18 protein-coding genes and 1 tRNA gene are annotated in these 14,633 nt (G+C 70.9%); 9 read left to right on the top strand and 10 right to left on the bottom strand.

The window, feature by feature from the left end; all coding sequences use genetic code 11:
- The 3 genes from VM681_10155 to VM681_10145 form a co-directional block, all read left to right on the top strand.
- Nucleotides 1–919 (top strand): phosphoserine phosphatase (locus VM681_10155; GenBank protein ID HVL88345.1); only part of this gene is annotated, 919 nt, incomplete at its 5' end.
- Between the two features lie 56 nt (nt 920–975).
- Nucleotides 976–1,668: a hypothetical protein gene (locus VM681_10150; protein ID HVL88344.1), complete on the top strand. Its 693-nt coding sequence runs from the start codon at nt 976–978 to the stop codon at nt 1,666–1,668.
- 20 nt (nt 1,669–1,688) lie between these two features.
- Complete coding sequence (locus tag VM681_10145) at nt 1,689–2,354, top strand: HAD-IB family phosphatase (GenBank protein HVL88343.1); 666 nt, start codon at nt 1,689–1,691, stop codon at nt 2,352–2,354.
- Here the strand turns inward: VM681_10145 and VM681_10140 are convergent.
- From VM681_10140 to VM681_10120, 5 genes are all read right to left on the bottom strand, one after another.
- On the bottom strand, nt 2,347–2,502 hold the full coding sequence (locus VM681_10140) for a hypothetical protein (protein HVL88342.1): 156 nt from the start codon (nt 2,500–2,502) through the stop codon (nt 2,347–2,349). The genes VM681_10145 and VM681_10140 overlap by 8 nt on opposite strands.
- A 53-nt stretch (nt 2,503–2,555) precedes the next feature.
- The gene (locus VM681_10135) at nt 2,556–3,413 is read right to left on the bottom strand and encodes an aminotransferase class IV (GenBank protein HVL88341.1); all 858 of its coding nucleotides are present in this window, start codon (nt 3,411–3,413) and stop codon (nt 2,556–2,558) included.
- A complete protein-coding gene (locus tag VM681_10130) occupies nt 3,410–4,816 on the bottom strand; it encodes an anthranilate synthase component I family protein (protein HVL88340.1) in 1,407 nt (468 codons plus the stop codon). Before VM681_10130 ends, VM681_10135 begins: the two co-directional genes overlap by 4 nt.
- Before the next feature lie 39 nt (nt 4,817–4,855).
- The gene (locus tag VM681_10125) at nt 4,856–5,428 is read right to left on the bottom strand and encodes a hypothetical protein (protein HVL88339.1); all 573 of its coding nucleotides are present in this window, start codon (nt 5,426–5,428) and stop codon (nt 4,856–4,858) included.
- 144 nt (nt 5,429–5,572) lie between these two features.
- Nucleotides 5,573–6,493, bottom strand: coding sequence for a phosphoribosylaminoimidazolesuccinocarboxamide synthase (locus tag VM681_10120; protein HVL88338.1), 921 nt, complete (start codon nt 6,491–6,493; stop codon nt 5,573–5,575).
- A gap of 93 nt (nt 6,494–6,586) precedes the next feature.
- On the opposite strand from VM681_10120, the gene VM681_10115 reads away from it, so the two are divergent.
- From VM681_10115 to VM681_10095, 5 genes are read left to right on the top strand one after another with little or no spacing between them, the layout of a single operon-like run.
- Nucleotides 6,587–7,423 carry a methyltransferase domain-containing protein gene (locus VM681_10115; protein ID HVL88337.1) on the top strand — a complete coding sequence of 279 codons (837 nt, stop codon included), beginning with the start codon at nt 6,587–6,589 and terminating at the stop codon, nt 7,421–7,423.
- Nucleotides 7,424–7,459: 36 nt separating this feature from the next.
- Nucleotides 7,460–8,110: a dTMP kinase gene (tmk, locus tag VM681_10110; protein HVL88336.1), complete on the top strand. Its 651-nt coding sequence runs from the start codon at nt 7,460–7,462 to the stop codon at nt 8,108–8,110.
- A gap of 22 nt (nt 8,111–8,132) precedes the next feature.
- Nucleotides 8,133–9,740: an FAD-dependent oxidoreductase gene (locus tag VM681_10105; GenBank protein ID HVL88335.1), complete on the top strand. Its 1,608-nt coding sequence runs from the start codon at nt 8,133–8,135 to the stop codon at nt 9,738–9,740.
- A 3-nt stretch (nt 9,741–9,743) separates the two neighbouring features.
- Nucleotides 9,744–10,421: a hypothetical protein gene (locus tag VM681_10100; GenBank protein HVL88334.1), complete on the top strand. Its 678-nt coding sequence runs from the start codon at nt 9,744–9,746 to the stop codon at nt 10,419–10,421.
- Between the two features lie 26 nt (nt 10,422–10,447).
- Nucleotides 10,448–10,840 (top strand): hypothetical protein, encoded by a 393-nt coding sequence (locus VM681_10095; GenBank protein ID HVL88333.1) that lies wholly within the window; start codon nt 10,448–10,450, stop codon nt 10,838–10,840.
- 4 nt (nt 10,841–10,844) lie between these two features.
- On the opposite strand, the gene VM681_10090 is transcribed toward VM681_10095, so the two are convergent.
- Together VM681_10090 and VM681_10085 are read right to left on the bottom strand one after the other, a co-directional pair.
- The gene (locus VM681_10090; GenBank protein ID HVL88332.1) at nt 10,845–11,183 is read right to left on the bottom strand and encodes a hypothetical protein; all 339 of its coding nucleotides are present in this window, start codon (nt 11,181–11,183) and stop codon (nt 10,845–10,847) included.
- A 332-nt stretch (nt 11,184–11,515) separates the two neighbouring features.
- Nucleotides 11,516–11,587, bottom strand: a tRNA-Gly gene (locus VM681_10085).
- Between the two features lie 234 nt (nt 11,588–11,821).
- Here VM681_10085 and VM681_10080 point away from each other — a divergent pair.
- Complete coding sequence (locus VM681_10080) at nt 11,822–13,342, top strand: DUF4332 domain-containing protein (protein ID HVL88331.1); 1,521 nt, start codon at nt 11,822–11,824, stop codon at nt 13,340–13,342.
- Between the two features lie 3 nt (nt 13,343–13,345).
- Here the strand turns inward: VM681_10080 and VM681_10075 are convergent, their stop codons facing one another.
- The 3 genes from VM681_10075 to VM681_10065 form a co-directional block, all read right to left on the bottom strand.
- Nucleotides 13,346–13,789, bottom strand: coding sequence for a YetF domain-containing protein (locus VM681_10075; GenBank protein ID HVL88330.1), 444 nt, complete (start codon nt 13,787–13,789; stop codon nt 13,346–13,348).
- Nucleotides 13,790–13,798: 9 nt separating this feature from the next.
- Complete coding sequence (locus VM681_10070) at nt 13,799–14,311, bottom strand: hypothetical protein (protein ID HVL88329.1); 513 nt, start codon at nt 14,309–14,311, stop codon at nt 13,799–13,801.
- Nucleotides 14,312–14,371: 60 nt separating this feature from the next.
- Nucleotides 14,372–14,633, bottom strand: a 262-nt coding sequence (locus VM681_10065; protein HVL88328.1) for a Zn-ribbon containing protein, incomplete at its 5' end; no start/stop codon positions are given.

Below are 14,633 nucleotides of genomic sequence, written 5' to 3'. Positions count from 1 at the left end.
GCCGCCGGCCGAGGCTCCGCCGCCGATCCTTACCCCCCAAGAGTCGGCCCGCCGGATCGAGATGATCCACGACCGCAAGGAGAAGCTCAACGACGACGCCAACCGGCACCGCGACCTTCGCGACCGGCTGAACGACGAGACGAAGAAGCACGCGCAGCGCCGCGACGAGCTCAACGGGCAGGTGCGCGGCCTTATCGACCGCGCCAACCAGCATCGGCAGCGGCGCGACGAGCTCAACGTGCAGGTGCGCGAGGCGAAGGTCAAGCGCGACGAGCTCAACAAGGTCGCAAACGAGAAGGCCGAGGCGTTGAACGCGCTCAAGCGCGACCGCCTGCCCCGCGGCGACGGCGTGCCGCTCTCGAAGCTGAAGGCGCAACTGAAGAAGCTCGAATACGACCACATGACAAAGGCGCTCACGCCGGCCAAGGAGAAGGCCCTCATGGAGGAGATGAGCGCCCTCCAGAAGCAGATCAACGAGAAGGAGAAGTCCTACGAGAAGGACAACACGGTGAAGGCCGCCTACGAGGAGATGAAGACGGCCAAGGAGGCCGCGGAGAAGCAGCACCGGCACGTGACCGAGCTGGCAAACGCGGCCCAGGAGCAGCACGACAGCATGGTCAAGCTGTTCGAGGAGGCCGACGGCATCCGCAAGCTTGCCGACGCGGCCCAGGAGCAGTTCGTCAAGGCCAAGACCGAGGCCGACAAGATCCACAACGAGTACATCGCGATGGTCAACCAGATTCGCGATTACGAGAAGCAGATCATCGGGCTTCGCGCCGACGCGAAGAAGGTCCGGCAGGAGCGCGGCGAGGTCGAGGCGAAGGCCGCCGCCGACACGATCATGGACAAGCTCAAGAAAGGCGGCAAGCTGTCCACGGAAGACCTCCTCATCCTGCAGAAGAGCGGCGAGGGCGAGTAGTCCCGCCGGCGCGTTTCACAACCGTTATAGCGCGGGCTTCGCCATTCCAAACGGGGATGCACGTGCAGCGTTCGCAAGTGGCCAGTTTCTACCAGGCGCAGGGCTACAAGGTCACCGAGCGGCCCTCGCTCATCGGCGCCTCCGGCGCCGTCTACACGCCCGACCTTCTCCTCGTCAAGGACCGCACGGTCGCGGTCTTCGTCGTTCCCGGCCGCGTCACGGGCGAGCTCGTGAGCAAGGAGCGCATGGCGGCCAAGGACCTCCGCGTGGACGCGGTCGTCGTGGCCGAAGCCTTCGACGAGGAGGCTTTCGAGCGGGCGCGCCACTACGAGATCACGCTTCTTGAGCCCGACGAGGTGGGCCTTCGCGTGGCGCAGGCCCCATTGCCCGTCGCCGAGGAGCCCGCCGCGCCCGTGGAGCTCGCCCCGCCGGCACCGCTTGCGCCCGAACCGCTTCCGCTTTCCGCCTTCGAGCCTCCCCCCGCGCCCGAGAGCGCGCCGGCCCCGCCGGAGCCCCGGCGCATCGACCCGCTGAGCAACGAGTTTCTCCTGCACGATCCGGGCGTCCGAGGAACCGCGGACCGGTTGGCCGACGTGCAACGCGCCATCCGGGAGGGGCGGACCTTCGAGCGCACCACGCTCCGGGAGAAGACTCCCGCGCCCGCGCTTGAGCCCTCGCCGCTTCCCTACCGCTCCGCCTGGCTTGCGAGCCTGGCCGAACGCGGCTTTCTGAACCGAACGCTCAAGTAGGCCCGCTCCCGTTGGGCCGCGTGGAGCCCTCCGACCACCGCCTGGTCACCTTCGACCTCGACGGCACGCTCTTGGAGGGCACCGTCTTCCAGGCGCTCTCGCGCGGAGCCGGCGTGTACGAAAAGGTTGCCGCGCTCGACGCCGACTACGAGGCCGGCCGCCTCACGCTCGAGGAGTGCTTCTCCGCCGAATACCCGCTGTTCGTGGGCCTTGCGCGCGAGGACGTGGAACGCTACCTCGCCAAGGCCCCGTGGCGCCGGGGCATCGACACGGCCGTCGAGCTTCTGGCGGAGGCGGGGCTCGAAAGCGCCGTCCTCACGGACCAGCCGAGCTTCTGCTGCGAACACCTTCGGCGCTTTGGCCTCCAAAAGGCGGTGTGCAGCCCCGCGCCCTGGAACGGCGGGGCGGTCCCCGCGCGCGTGGACGCGCGGTTCGACAAGCTTGCGAACCTGCGGGCTCACCTTCGCGAGACCGGGCTTCGGGAAGACCAGGTGATCCACGTGGGAAACGGCCCCAACGACCTGCCCGTCTTCCGTGCGGTGGGCCTTGCCGTGGCGGTGAACCCGCTCTCGCGCGAGGTCGCGCAAAGCGCGGACTTGTGCTTCGAGGACGTGGACGACCTCGCCGTGGTGGCCGAGGCCATCGTGGACGCGACCGGCGAGGCGGGCGAGCCCGAGTCTACGTGAGCATCTCGCCGCGGATGACGGGCGAGCCCTGCATCTTCTCCTGAAGCTCGATCCAGTCGCTGTATTCCTGGATCTGCTCGAGAAGCTTCACGTCCATCTTGACGGGAGCCCGAAGCACGAGCTCCAAGTAGTGCGATCGTTCCGGCAAGTGCATCCCACCGAGCCCATCGGGCCCGCGCCACTCGATCGACGGAGGTCGGCTTAACGATTTCCTTTTTCACTTTTTTTCCACGCGCGCGGCCCCACTTCGCGGCACGCGCGCTCGAAGGCTTCGGAGACGCGTCGCGCAAGCGGCCCCTCGCGCGCCGGCAATTCCCGCCCGTCGACGGCTCGCGCCGGAAGCACGCCCGCGACGCTTGAAGCAAGGAGGATCTCGTCCGCCCCGCGCACGTCGCCGAGGTACAGGCTCGCCTCCTCGCACGCGACGCCCGCCTCCTGCGCCCACGCGAGGACGATCGAGCGCGTGACGCCGGGCAGGATCCCGTCCGAAAGCGGCGGCGTGACGAGGCGGCCCCCGCGCGCGACGAGCACGGTGGCGCTCGTGGCTTCCACCACGCGGCCGCGGCGGTCGACGAGCAGCGCGTCGTCGGCGCCCCGCCGCGCCGCCTCCCTCCGCGCGAGAACCGCGTGGGGAGCGGCGAGGATCTTGAGCCGCGGGAGACCGGGTTCGCCCGAACGCACGAGCGCCACAAGCCGCGGCGGTTCGGGAAGCGTCGCGGGATCGAAGGTGAGGACCATGCGAGGATCGGGCTTAGGCGGCGGCGCGAACCCCGGCGGGCCGTCGCCCCGCGTGAGCACAAGACGCAAGCGGCAGCGCCCCCGCGCGCCGTCAAGGAGCGCCAAAGCCGCCGCCCTCCACGCCGGCTCGGGCGGCATGGGGATCCCAAGCTCCGCCGCCCCTTGCGCCATGCGGCGCAGGTGCTCGTCCCACCACAGCGGCGCGCCGTCCTGCACGCGCAGCGTCTCGAACAAGCCGTCGCCGTAGAGGAAGCCCCGGTCCGCGGAGGGAATCGAAGGCTCCCCGTCTCCCACGATCCGCCCGTCCACCCAGCTTGTCATGGGATGCGGGCCCCAAGCGCGGCGAGCATCGCGCGCGCCTTGTGCTCGGTCTCCTCGCGCTCGCGGACCGGATCGCTGTCGGCCACGACGCCCGCCCCGGCCTGCACGAAACCGCGCCCTCGCGTCTCGACGAGCGTTCGGATGAGGATGTTGAAATCGGCGTCGCCCGTGTCCGAGAGGTAGCCGAGGCTTCCGGTGTACGGCCCCCGGCGCACGGGCTCGAGCTCGTCGACGATCTCCATGCAACGGACCTTGGGGCACCCTGTGATCGTGCCGCCGGGAAACGCCGCCGCAAGCGCCGTGAGCGCCGATTGGCCCGGCGCAAGCTCGCCCTCGACCTCGCTCACGAGGTGCGTCACGTGGCTGTAGCGCTCAAGCGCGAGGAACTCGCGCACGCGGACGCTTCCGAAGCGACAGGCTCGCCCGAGGTCGTTTCGGGCGAGGTCGACGAGCATCACGTGCTCGGCAAGCTCCTTCTCGTTTGCGGCAAGCTCCGCCGCCAGGCGCTCGTCGTCGGCGGGCGTGGCGCCGCGCGGGCGCGTGCCGGCGATGGGGCGCGTGGCCACGCGCGGGCCGCGCACGGAAAGGAGCCGCTCGGGCGAGTTGCTCGCGAGCCGATACGCCCCGAACTCCTGGTACGCCATCATGGGGCTCGGGTTCGCCTCGCGCGAGCGCGCGTACGCGGAGAGCGCGTCGGCACAGGGCGCCTCGAAGCGCTGCGAGAGGTTGACCTGGAAAACCTCGCCGTCGCAGATGCGCTCCTTGGCGCGGAGCACCATGTCCTCGAACCCCCCGCGCGGGAGGTTCGACCGGGCGGCGACTTCCGACGCGCCCACGCTTTTAGGGTCATAAAAGCTGGGCGCCTTCGCCGCCTCGCTCGCAAGCGCGCGGGCGCGCGCGAGCGCCTGCGAGGGAGATTCGCTCGCGCGCGGCGCAGCGAGCGCAAGCGCGCGGCCGGTGGCGTGCTCGACCGCGAGCGCCTCGTCGAAGAAGAACAGGTGCAGCCAGGGAAGGCCAAGGTCGTCGGAGGCGCGCGAGGGCAGCCGTTCGAGGAGGCGACCGGCATCGTAGGAGACCATGCCGACGGCGCCGCCTTGGAACGGCGGCAGACCCGGCGCCGCCCGTCGGCGACGAGCCGCAAGCTCGCGGGCAAGGGCCCCCCACGGGTCGGACCCCGTCCGCGTACCGGCGGCCGAGCGCAGCGTCCAGCGTTCGGCCGCGGCGACGAACTCGGCCGCGGGGCGCGCGGCCACGAAGGACCATCCCTCGCGCGCGCCGCCGGACTCGAGGAGCACGGCGCCGCGCGTTCGGGCGAAGGGAAGGAAGAGGCGCCACGCGTCGGCACGCGGAAGCTCGACGGCCACGGCAGGCGGAAGCTGCTGGAGCGTGGCGGCGGCGGCCATCGGCGCGCCGACCGCCGGCCGGGACTAAAAAGGTTGGCTCTAGCGCAGGCGCGCGACGGCGGCCACGCCGACGGCGACGATCCCGCTTAGCGCAGCCGTCACGGCAAGCGGCGTGAGGAACCGGCCATCGATCCTGCCGCCTGGGACCGGGGGCGGCGATGTGCCGCCGGCTTCCCCGCGCGGGTCTTCCTCCGAGTCGTCGATGGCGTCGAGAACGTCGTTCAGGACGCGCGGCAGGGTCGTGCCGCCGGCGCCGTTCTCGGGCTCGCCCGTCGGCGTGTGTTCGCTTCGCGCGTCGCCCGGCGCGTTGCCGCCTTGTTGCGGTTGGGGGGATGTCCCGTTTCCTCCTTCGTCGCCGGCTGGCAGGTTGTTGGAATTCGTCGGATCGCCCGTCTCGCCCGGCGGATCGGAATCGCCGCCGTCGTCGCCTCCGGGACCGGAGCTTTCGGGCGACGGCGGCGGCTCGCCGGGCGGAGACTCTTGGATGGGCTCGGCTGGCAGGAGGCGCGATGGGTCGATCGGCAGGATCTCGGCGGGGTCCACTTCGACGCCGTCGCCGAGGGCCGAGGCGGCCCCGAGGACGATCGCAAGCATGCCAGCCCACGTTGCCATGCGCATGACGACCTCCCGGGAAGGTTTGGTTCCCGGCACCCGATAACCTCTTGTCAAGCCTTCTGGCCGTTCCGCGCCTTTTAGCCTGGAGTTTGGGCTCGAAACCCGCTTTCCTCTTTCCACTGCCAAGAGGGGTCCCGGACCTCAAAGCCGGGTTCCGGTGATGCGTTCGTGGAGCCGCACGTAAAGCTCCGAGACCTGCCCGGCCACCTCGGAGGGAAGGGGCGGGATGGGCGGCTCGGTCAGGCCCTTGGCGCGGGCCTCGTAGAGCAAAGCGTGGTACCCCGTCGCGCGGTAGTGCTGGCGCACGAGCTCCTTTGAAAGCTCGATCGTCTGGCCCGCTTCGTACGCCGCCTTGTCCCAGAAGCGGTCCTCGTCGGGTGTGCCGACGGTGTCGATCAGCATGAGTTGGCGGTTTTCGTCGAAGGCCCACTCGGTCTTGCCGTCCACGTGAAGGAGGCCGCGCGGCTCGACCGTGCGGTTGATGAGCTCGTTCACCTTGAGCACGTTGTCCTCGAGCAGGTAGAACTCCTCGTCCGTCATGACGGCAAGCCGCTGGGCTTCGAGATCCGTGAGCGGGCGGTCGGTCTTTTCGAGCTTGGTCGTGAATTCGACGAAGGGGCGCGGGAGCTTCTGGCCCGGTTTCGGCGGCGCGCCAAGCCCCAGACGCGAGAGCTCGATCTGCCCCTGCTTGGCCCGGTCGATAAGGCTTCCGGCCGCGTAGAACCGGCAGATGCATTCGAGCGGGAGAAGGTAGTTTCGCTGGCCGGGTCCGACGTACGTCGTGGCGGGGTCGATCACCTCGACCTTGCGGACGCGCATGCGGTTGGGGCCGGGGCGCGAGAGGAAGTGGGTCTTCACGCCAAGCGCGCTCTCGATCTTGCGGAACCAGAACTCGCTTACGCGGTTCAAGACCTCGCCCTTGCGCGGGATGGACGTGGGGATGACCTTGTCGAAGACGCTCACGTTGTCCGTGAAGACGAACTCGAGCTCGCCGGGACCGGCGTCGTAGACCTGCTTCACCTTGCCCGTCCGAAGGAGCGCGCCCGCCGCGGCGTCGGCCATGGCGCGGGCATCCGGATGCGGCTTGATATGGGTTGCGGGGCGCTGCCAAAGGGTTATGCGCCGCGCGGCGGTTTCGCGATCGGGGCGCGTCGCGTGACCTGGACGTACACGGAGGACTACTACCGCGAGTACACGCGCCAGACGTGGAACGAGAGCGCGGAGGCGTACGCCGACGTCATGCGCCAGCTCGAGCCCTTCCGCGCCGAGCTCCTCGACCGCGTGGCGCCCCGGCCCGGCGAGCGCGCGCTCGACGTGGCCACGGGACCCGGCGAGCCCGCCATGACGCTTGCGCGCAAGGTCGCGCCCGGAGGAAGCGTCGTCGGCGTCGACCTCTCCGAGCGGATGGTCGAGCTTGCAAGCAAGGTGGCCGCCGCGCGCGGGCTGCAAAACTGCGAGTTCCGAGTCATGGACGCCGAGAAGCTCGCGCTGCCGGACGCCTCGTTCGATCTTGCCGTCTCCGCGTTTGGGCTCCAGATCGTGACGGACCCCGAAGCCGCCGCGCGGGAGATGTACCGCGTGCTGCGGCCCGGCGGCCGCGCGGGCGTCACCGTGTGGTCCACGGGCGACAAGGTCCCCGCGATCCACGCGATCATCGGGCCCATGCTGGAGAACGCCGAGCCCGACGAAACGGGCTACCTCCCGACGCCCTACGAGATGGGCGGGCCCGGCGAGATGGTCGCCTTCCTGGAAAAGGCCGGCTTCCGGAGCGCGCGCGAGGAGCGCATGACGCGGGACTGGACGTTCCGCGACGAGGAGCACTATCTGCAAGCCGTGCTCAAGGGCACGCCCATCGGCCACTCGCTCTCCGAGGAGGAGGCGCCCGTGCAGGAGGAGGTCCTTCGCAAGACGCGGGCCAACCTCGCGCGGTGGAAGACGCCCGCCGGCCTTGCGCTTCCGGCCGAATGCGTGGTCGTCACGGCGTCCAAGTGAAGCCTTGAAGTACCGGGGGCCGTTTGTCGCGCCGGCATGGGACAGGGCAAGCTCGTCACGCTCGAAGGCATCGACGGCTCGGGCAAGACGACCGTGGCCACGATCCTCGTCGCGGAGTTCGCGCGCCGCGGCGTCGACGTCGTGCCCAGCCGCGAGCCCACCGACGGGTTCCTCGGCGAGGCGTTGAAGCGCCAGATCCGCCGCGAGGATGCGAACCCCGTCGCGGAAGCGTTCTTGTTCGTGGCCGACCACCTGCAGCACGTCCAATGGGTCCGCCAGCAGCTTGCGGCCGGACGCACGGTGCTCTCCGACCGGTACAGCGACTCCTGCTACGCGTACCAGGGAGCCGGGCTTGCCGACGTCCCCGTGCTGGGGCCGCGCGCGATGGATTGGCTGATCGCGCTGCAGGAGCCGTTCAACCGCCCGCCCGACGTGGTGCTGCTTTTGGACCTCGACCCGGAAAAGGCCGTGGCGCGCGTGCGCGCGCGCGGCGAGGTCATCAAGTTCGAGGAGCCGGGCTTCCTCGGGCGCGTGCGCGAGAACTACCGCAAGCTTGCGCAACGCTCCGACGCGTACGAGGTCGTGCCGGCCGACCGCCCGGCCGCCGAGGTCGCGGCGGACTGCCTGGCGCGCCTGGAGCGCCGCGGCGTCCTTCCGACCGTGCCTCGTCCGACAACGGGCAAGTAAGGCGCGCGCCCAACGCGCGTTCATGTACGGCAGTGGAACGACGCGACCGTTGTGGAGCGACCGGGGCGCGCCGGCGCGCGAGCGGCCGCCGCTGGCGGAGGACGCGCGCGCGCAGACCGTCGTCGTGGGAGCCGGCATCGCCGGCCTCACGGCCGCCTACCACCTCGCGCGCGAGGGCCGCGACGTCCTCCTCCTCGAGAAGAACCGGATCGGGCTTGGCGAGAGCGGCCGCACGACGGCCCACATCACCCACGTGGTCGACACGCTCCTGCAGGACCTCGTCGCCACGCACGGGCAGGGCAACGCCAAAGGCGCCTGGGACGCGGGCGCGTTTGCGCTCGACGCGATCGAGCGCATCGTGCGGACGGAGGGCATCGCCTGCGGATTCTCCCGCGTGGACGGCTACCTGTACGGCGACCGCGCGCGCGACGTGGAGCGCCTGCAGAAGCACGCGACGCTCGCGCGCGCGTTTGGCTACGAGGTCGAGGAGCTGCGCGGCGCCGCGATTCCGATCCCGGCGCCGTTTGCGCTGCGCTTTCCGCGGCAGGGCAAGTTCGACCCCGCCGCGTACTACGAGGGTCTCGCCGATGCGGCGCAGCGGCACGGCGCGCGCATCCACGAGCGCACCGAGGTCCGCTCGCTTGAGCTTCCGCCCGGCGACGGCGCGGCGCGCCTTACCACAAACGACGGCGCCACCGCGACGGCAGAGCGCGTGGTCCTCGCGGCCAACTGGCCCTTCACCGACGCAAGTACGCTGTACACGAAGCTCTACCCGCACCGCACGTACGTGGTCACGGCGCGCGCCCCCGCCGGCACGATCCCCGAGGCGCTCTACTGGGAGATCGTCCGCCGCCCCCGCCAACCGTACTTCTACCTGCGCGTCGACCCGCAGGGCGACGGCACCGACCTTCTCACGCTGGGCGGCGAGGACCACAAGGTCGGCCACGGCCGGCCGGAGCGCTCCTTTGCGGCGCTCGAAGCGTACCTTCGCCGCCTGGCGCCCGCCGCGGGCGAGATCGAGCACCGATGGTCCGGACAGATCGTGGAGAACATGGACGACCTGCCCTACATCGGCGCGTCGCCCCGCCTGGGCGAGCGCGTGCTCTTGGCCACCGCCTTCTCGGGCAACGGCATGACCTTCGGAACGGTCGCGGGCTGGATGCTCGCCCGCCGCGCCATGGGCCACACCACGGATTGGGACGGGACGTTCCGGCCCGAGCGCATGCCCGTCGCGCGGACGCCCGACTTCGTGCGCCAGAACGCCGACTATCCGCTCGGCCTCGTGCGCGTCCTGCTGGCGGGCCGCGAGCCAGAGGCCGCCGAGGCCCTGCCGCCGGGCGAGGGCACCGTCGTCGTCGCCGGCGGCCGCCGCGTCGCCGTCTCGCGCGACGGCGACGGACAGCTGCGCGCGCTCGACGCCACCTGCTCGCACATGCGATGCCTCGTCCGCTGGAACCCGGTCGAGCGGTCGTGGGACTGCCCCTGCCACGGAAGCCGATTTGCCGTCGACGGCAGCGTCCTCAACGGCCCCGCGACCGAGCCCCTCTCGCGCGTGGAGCTTCCGGCGCCCCCGGTGGCCGCCGTCCACGAGCCCGCCCGCGCGCGCGGCGACGCCCCGGCGGACGCGTGAGCCATGCCCCGCGCCGGCTCCCACGCACGACGCGACGCGCGCGCCCTCGCGAAGGCGCTCTCCGAGAACGGCGGCGCCCTTCCGCCCGACGCGCGCTCGCGGCTGTGGACCCTCCACCGCCGCATCGACGGCCGCCTCGACCCCGCGCACGCGGCCCTCCACGCCATGCGCGGCCCCGCGCACGAGAGCGCGGCCGAAGCCTACGACCGCTTGGACGCCCTCGCGCGCGAGTCCGCCCGCGCCGCCGCCGTGGGCGCGGCCGCGTGGCGCGCGGGCGCCGACGAGCAGGCGTTCCTGCACGCCTTTGCCCGCGGCGCCCACATCCTCCGCGACAGCTTCTCGCAGGGCCACGTGCGCCGCGCCCCCGGGCCCGGCGGCCCCGTCGTCGAGGCGGTCGGCTCGTGGGCGCAGGAGCGCGGCCCGCTCGGCCTGTTCGCGATTCCGCACGTGCTTCGCTTCGACCTGCGCTTTGACCTTCCATCCTGGCGCTTCCCGGAGGTGGAGGCCTCCGACGAGGCCGTGCTCGCGCTTGCCCGCGCCGTGCTGTCGGCCGCGCGCGAGGACGATCCCTCCGGCGCGATCGACCGCGCGTGGCCCAAGCTCCGCCGGCGTCACCTCGACGCGCCGACGCCGCCGAAGCCCAAGTCGACCTCGGCCCATCCTTCCTCACCGCAAAGTTGAATCCCGGATCGCTCCTTGCCCGCCCGATGCCGCCCGCGCCGGCCCTGCGGAACCCTCGCGTCCTCAACCCGCTTGGCGCGATCCTGGCCGCCCTGGGCGCGCTCCTTGCGCTCTGGGCCTACTCGGGCGATCGGGTCTACGACCTGACGTACCTTGGATTGGCCTTCGTCGGCGGCGTGCTCGTGGTCGCAGGCGTGGGCGTCCTCTCCGTCGTCCGGGCCTCGGCCGACAAGGCCGGGCGCAAGACGGCCGCGGCGCCGGCCGCGCCTTTGGCAGGCCCCCGCGCCTCGCACCTTCCGTCGGCCCTCCTTGCACACCGCGTCGAGTGCCCGCGCTGCAAGGCCATCTTCGTTCGCGTGGGACAGGCGCCGTTCGAGACGACCTGCCCGCGCTGCGGCGCGTCGGGCTCCGTCGGCTGAAGCCTCAGGATTCCTTCTGGTACAGGTGGCCAAACGTCCGGGGGTCGTCGGAGGCGGCGGCCGAAGCCTCGCGCGCGTCGAGGCGGCCTGCCAACGCGTGCACTTGGTGCGCGAGCTTGGCGAGGTCCTCCTTGAGCGAGTCGACGTGGTAGGCGAGCGCCTCCACGCTTGCAAGGAGCGTCTCCTCGGAGGCGCCCAGCGCCTTCACGCCGCGCTCGACCTGCTTTGTCTCCGCCTCGAGCTCCTCGATGCGCGCGCGGAGGAGCTCCGGGTCGTCCTTGCTTCCGAAAAGCTTCCGCTTCTTGGTCGACGGGCCGCTTGGGCTGGGCGAGGTCGTGTCCATCCGTGCATCCCTTCCGAAACGGAGGGCGTCCGCGATGATAAATCTTGGCAAGTGAATAATTCTTGGCGGTTGAGTGGGTCGTTTTACTGCGCATGTGCGCAGTAATCGGTGATGGGCGGCGGCTCGGACTTGGCGCCCGCGGCGGCTTCGCCGCCGCGACCAAGTCCTCGGCTGCGGGGACTTCGCTCTTCGCGCCTTTGGCGCGAAGTCGCTCGTCCCCTTGCCGCATGCCGCCCTTCGCTTCGCTCGGGCGTCATGCGGTCGGCAGGATTCTCACCCTGCGGGTCCTCATCCCGGGAACCGAGCGGGCCACCGCTGCGCGGTGGCCCAAGTGCGGTCGGCGGGATTCGAACCCGCGCTACAAGCTTGGAAGGCTTGAGTCATAACCCCTAGACAACGACCGCGGCGGCGCGGGAACCGAGCGGCTTCGCATAAAGCTTCGGAGACGACGGGCCCGGCGCCGCCGACGCGCAGCGGAGGCGGCCCCCGCCCGAAGCGAAAGCGGAGGGCGGGGTATCAGCCGAGGCGACCCGAAGGGGCGCCGAGGCTTTCCGTCCACGCTTTTCGCGAGCAAAGCGAGCGGAAAGGGTGGGTTCCATACGAAAAGGATTATGTTACGACGGCAGGGTGCGCTGCCGATGGCGTCCGACCCAGCGGCCGAGAAGCTGCGCGTGGTCCTCGATTACGTGCCGTGCGACGCGTGCCTGCGCATCCCCGGCGACGAGCAGGACCTGTACTGCGCGATCTGCGCCCGCCTGCACCGGACGGTCGTGCAGAAGACGGTGCGCTCGCGCGTCGTGCTCGTGGAGACCGAGCTGCCCGCACCCGAGCCCGTCTCGCCCGTCGAGCTCACGTCCCCCATGGCCGCGATGGAGCCCGAGGCCGCGTGGCGGCCGGCGCCCGAGCCGGCCGCGGCCATCGAGACGACGCGGGTCACCGAGCCGCGGCCCGAGCCCGCCGAAGCCTTCATCGACACGATCGTCGAGGACGCGGAGCCGGAGCCTGCGCCCGAGAAGATGTTCCCGCCCGCGCGCAAGCCGGAGCCCGAGGGCGACCTTTCGGATTTCGTGACGATCGTTCGCCCGACCCGGTCGGCGCCCGAGCCCGCCCCGTCGTGGGAGCCGGTGGCGGAGGAGGCAAGCGCCGTTTCGGATCTTCCGGACGTCGAGTCGGACGACGACTTTGGCGTGGCGGGCGCGCGCGACGACGACCTCGTGGACATTCCGGCGAGCGATCCTTCCGCGTGGGAGGAGGTCGACGCGAGCGAGGACGCCGAGTCGGGCGTGCCGTTGCACGACGAGTTCGTGCTCGAGCCCGATCCAGACCAGCCGCCCATCGAGGAGTTCGAGCCCGCCGAGGCCGAGCCGGCGGCCGTGGAGGAGGTCCAGGAGTTCGAGGTCGAGTTCGAGCCGGAGCCCGAACCAAGCGCGAGCGCCTGGGAGCCTGTCGCCGCTGAGGAGGAGCCGCTCGTGGACTTCGAGCCCGTTCCGGAGGAGGAAGCCCAGCCGGTCGCCGAGGAGGCGCCCGCGACGAGCGTCGAGCCTCCCGAGGAAGTGGCCATTTCGCACGAGCCGCAGGGCTCCGAGGAGCCCATGCGGGTGGGCGCGTACACGTTGTACCGCCGCGACGCCGAAGGCGGCGCTTCGGAATACTACTTCAGCGACGCGGAGGGCGAGGAGGAGACGGGCGCGCGCCCGTCCGCGCTTCCCGAGGGCCACGTGGTCAAGGTGAAAAGCGGAACGGGCGAGCCCTACCTGCAGGCCTCCGCGCAGGGGGACCTTCCGGTGGGGGACGTCGAAGGCGTGGGCGTGCTCTACGGCGAGCGCCTGCGCGCGGCGGGGATCGAGCGGAGCTCGGATCTCCTGTCGATCGATCCCTTCCGCCTCTCCGAGGAGACGGGCATCTCCGAGCATCTCCTTGAGCGTTGGAAGGGGCTCGCGGAGCTTCTGGCCGCGGGCTTGTCCCGGCAGGAGGCCGAGATCCTCGCGCGCGCGGGCGTGGCCGGCGCCGAGGCGCTTGCAAACGCGAAGGCCAAAGACGTGCTCGAGAAAGTGCAGTCGTACGCGCGGTCGATGGAGCTTCCGCTTGCCGAGGAGATCGGCCTGCGCACGGTGCAGGGCTGGATCCGCAAGGCGAAGAAGTACCAGCCTCCCGCGTGAGCCTCACTTCGGCACGATCGAGATCGTGCCGTCGTTCTCCAGGATGGCGTAGCGCACCTGGTCCATCCGTTCGAGTCCCTGCGACATGCGGGCCGAGGCGAGGATGTCCTCCTCGGCCACGCGCTCGCGGTCCATCGCCACCCTCACGGGCTTTCCGTCGTCCACGAGCACGACCGGAACGCCTTCGACCCACCGATCCGCGCGCTTGAACTTGCGCTTCACGAAGGAGAGCGCAAGGTCCGTGCCGACGAGGGTGAGCACGACAAGCAGGGCGACGGTGATCGACCGGTCCTCGTTGTCGACCATGGCGCCCTGCACGGCCTCCGCGACGATGAGGATGAGCACGAAGTCGAACACGGTGATGGACGCAAGCTGCCGCTTGCCCACGAGGCGCAGGACCACGACAAGGAACGCGTACACGACAAGCGGGCGAAGAAGAGCCTCCACGGGCATCCCTCACGGCCAGGAGAACCATTCAAGCGGCAGTCGCGGGCCCGCCCGGTCGCCCACCTCGACGGCGACCGCCCCGGCGGCGTGTCCGGGGCGCTCCGCGCGAACGGAGAACTGCACGCGCCACGGTCCGCCCGAGCCGACGTCCCACTCGTACGTGGCGCCTCCGGCGGCGACGGACCCACCCGCGGGCGGCGGCGCGATCGACTCGACCTTGGCCGACCGGATCCATTCGCCTTCGAACCGCAGGCGCAGCGGGGCTTCGGAGGAGGGCGACGACACGACGATGGAAACCTGCTCGGGAACGCCGTGGCGCGTGAGGCGCGGGTGCTCAAGCGACGCGACGATCCCGTTGGCCTGCCCCTCGACCGACGCCTTCGAGAGGGGCCCGGTCCCGAACAATCCCGCCGCGGCAAGCGCAAGAACGAGGGCCATGGCGGCCCACCCGACGCGCTGAGCCCTCCACTCGCGGCGCTGGAACGCATCGTCCTTCTCGATGGCAAGCCCCTTGCCCCCCATGCGAACGATTCCGCGCGGCGGGTCGGATGGGCTTTCTGGAGCAAGCGTCGGGAACGGACTCTAGGCCTTGCCCTGCTTCTGCGCGTTCTCGAAGGCGCTTGGCAGGTGGATGAGGTAGACGCCCTCCTTCTCGACGATGATCGGGGAGTCGTGGAGGAGGGCCTCCACGTCGATGCGGTACTTGCCCGTCTCCTGGATCGCAATCGTGCTCGGCTCTTCGCGCGGTTTCTTCGCGGGAGCCGGCGCTGTGGAAGCGGCGGCCGGCGGCGCTTCGAGCAGCTCTGTTTCCTCCGTGAGCGCGTCGGGCGTCCTGGGCGCGGGG

It is taken from the genome of Candidatus Thermoplasmatota archaeon (genome assembly GCA_035541015.1).
Taxonomy (GTDB): Archaea; Thermoplasmatota; SW-10-69-26; order JACQPN01; family JAIVGT01; genus DATLFM01.
Note: the sequence above shows the minus strand (reverse complement) of the source record. Positions and strands in the feature narration are given on the sequence as shown.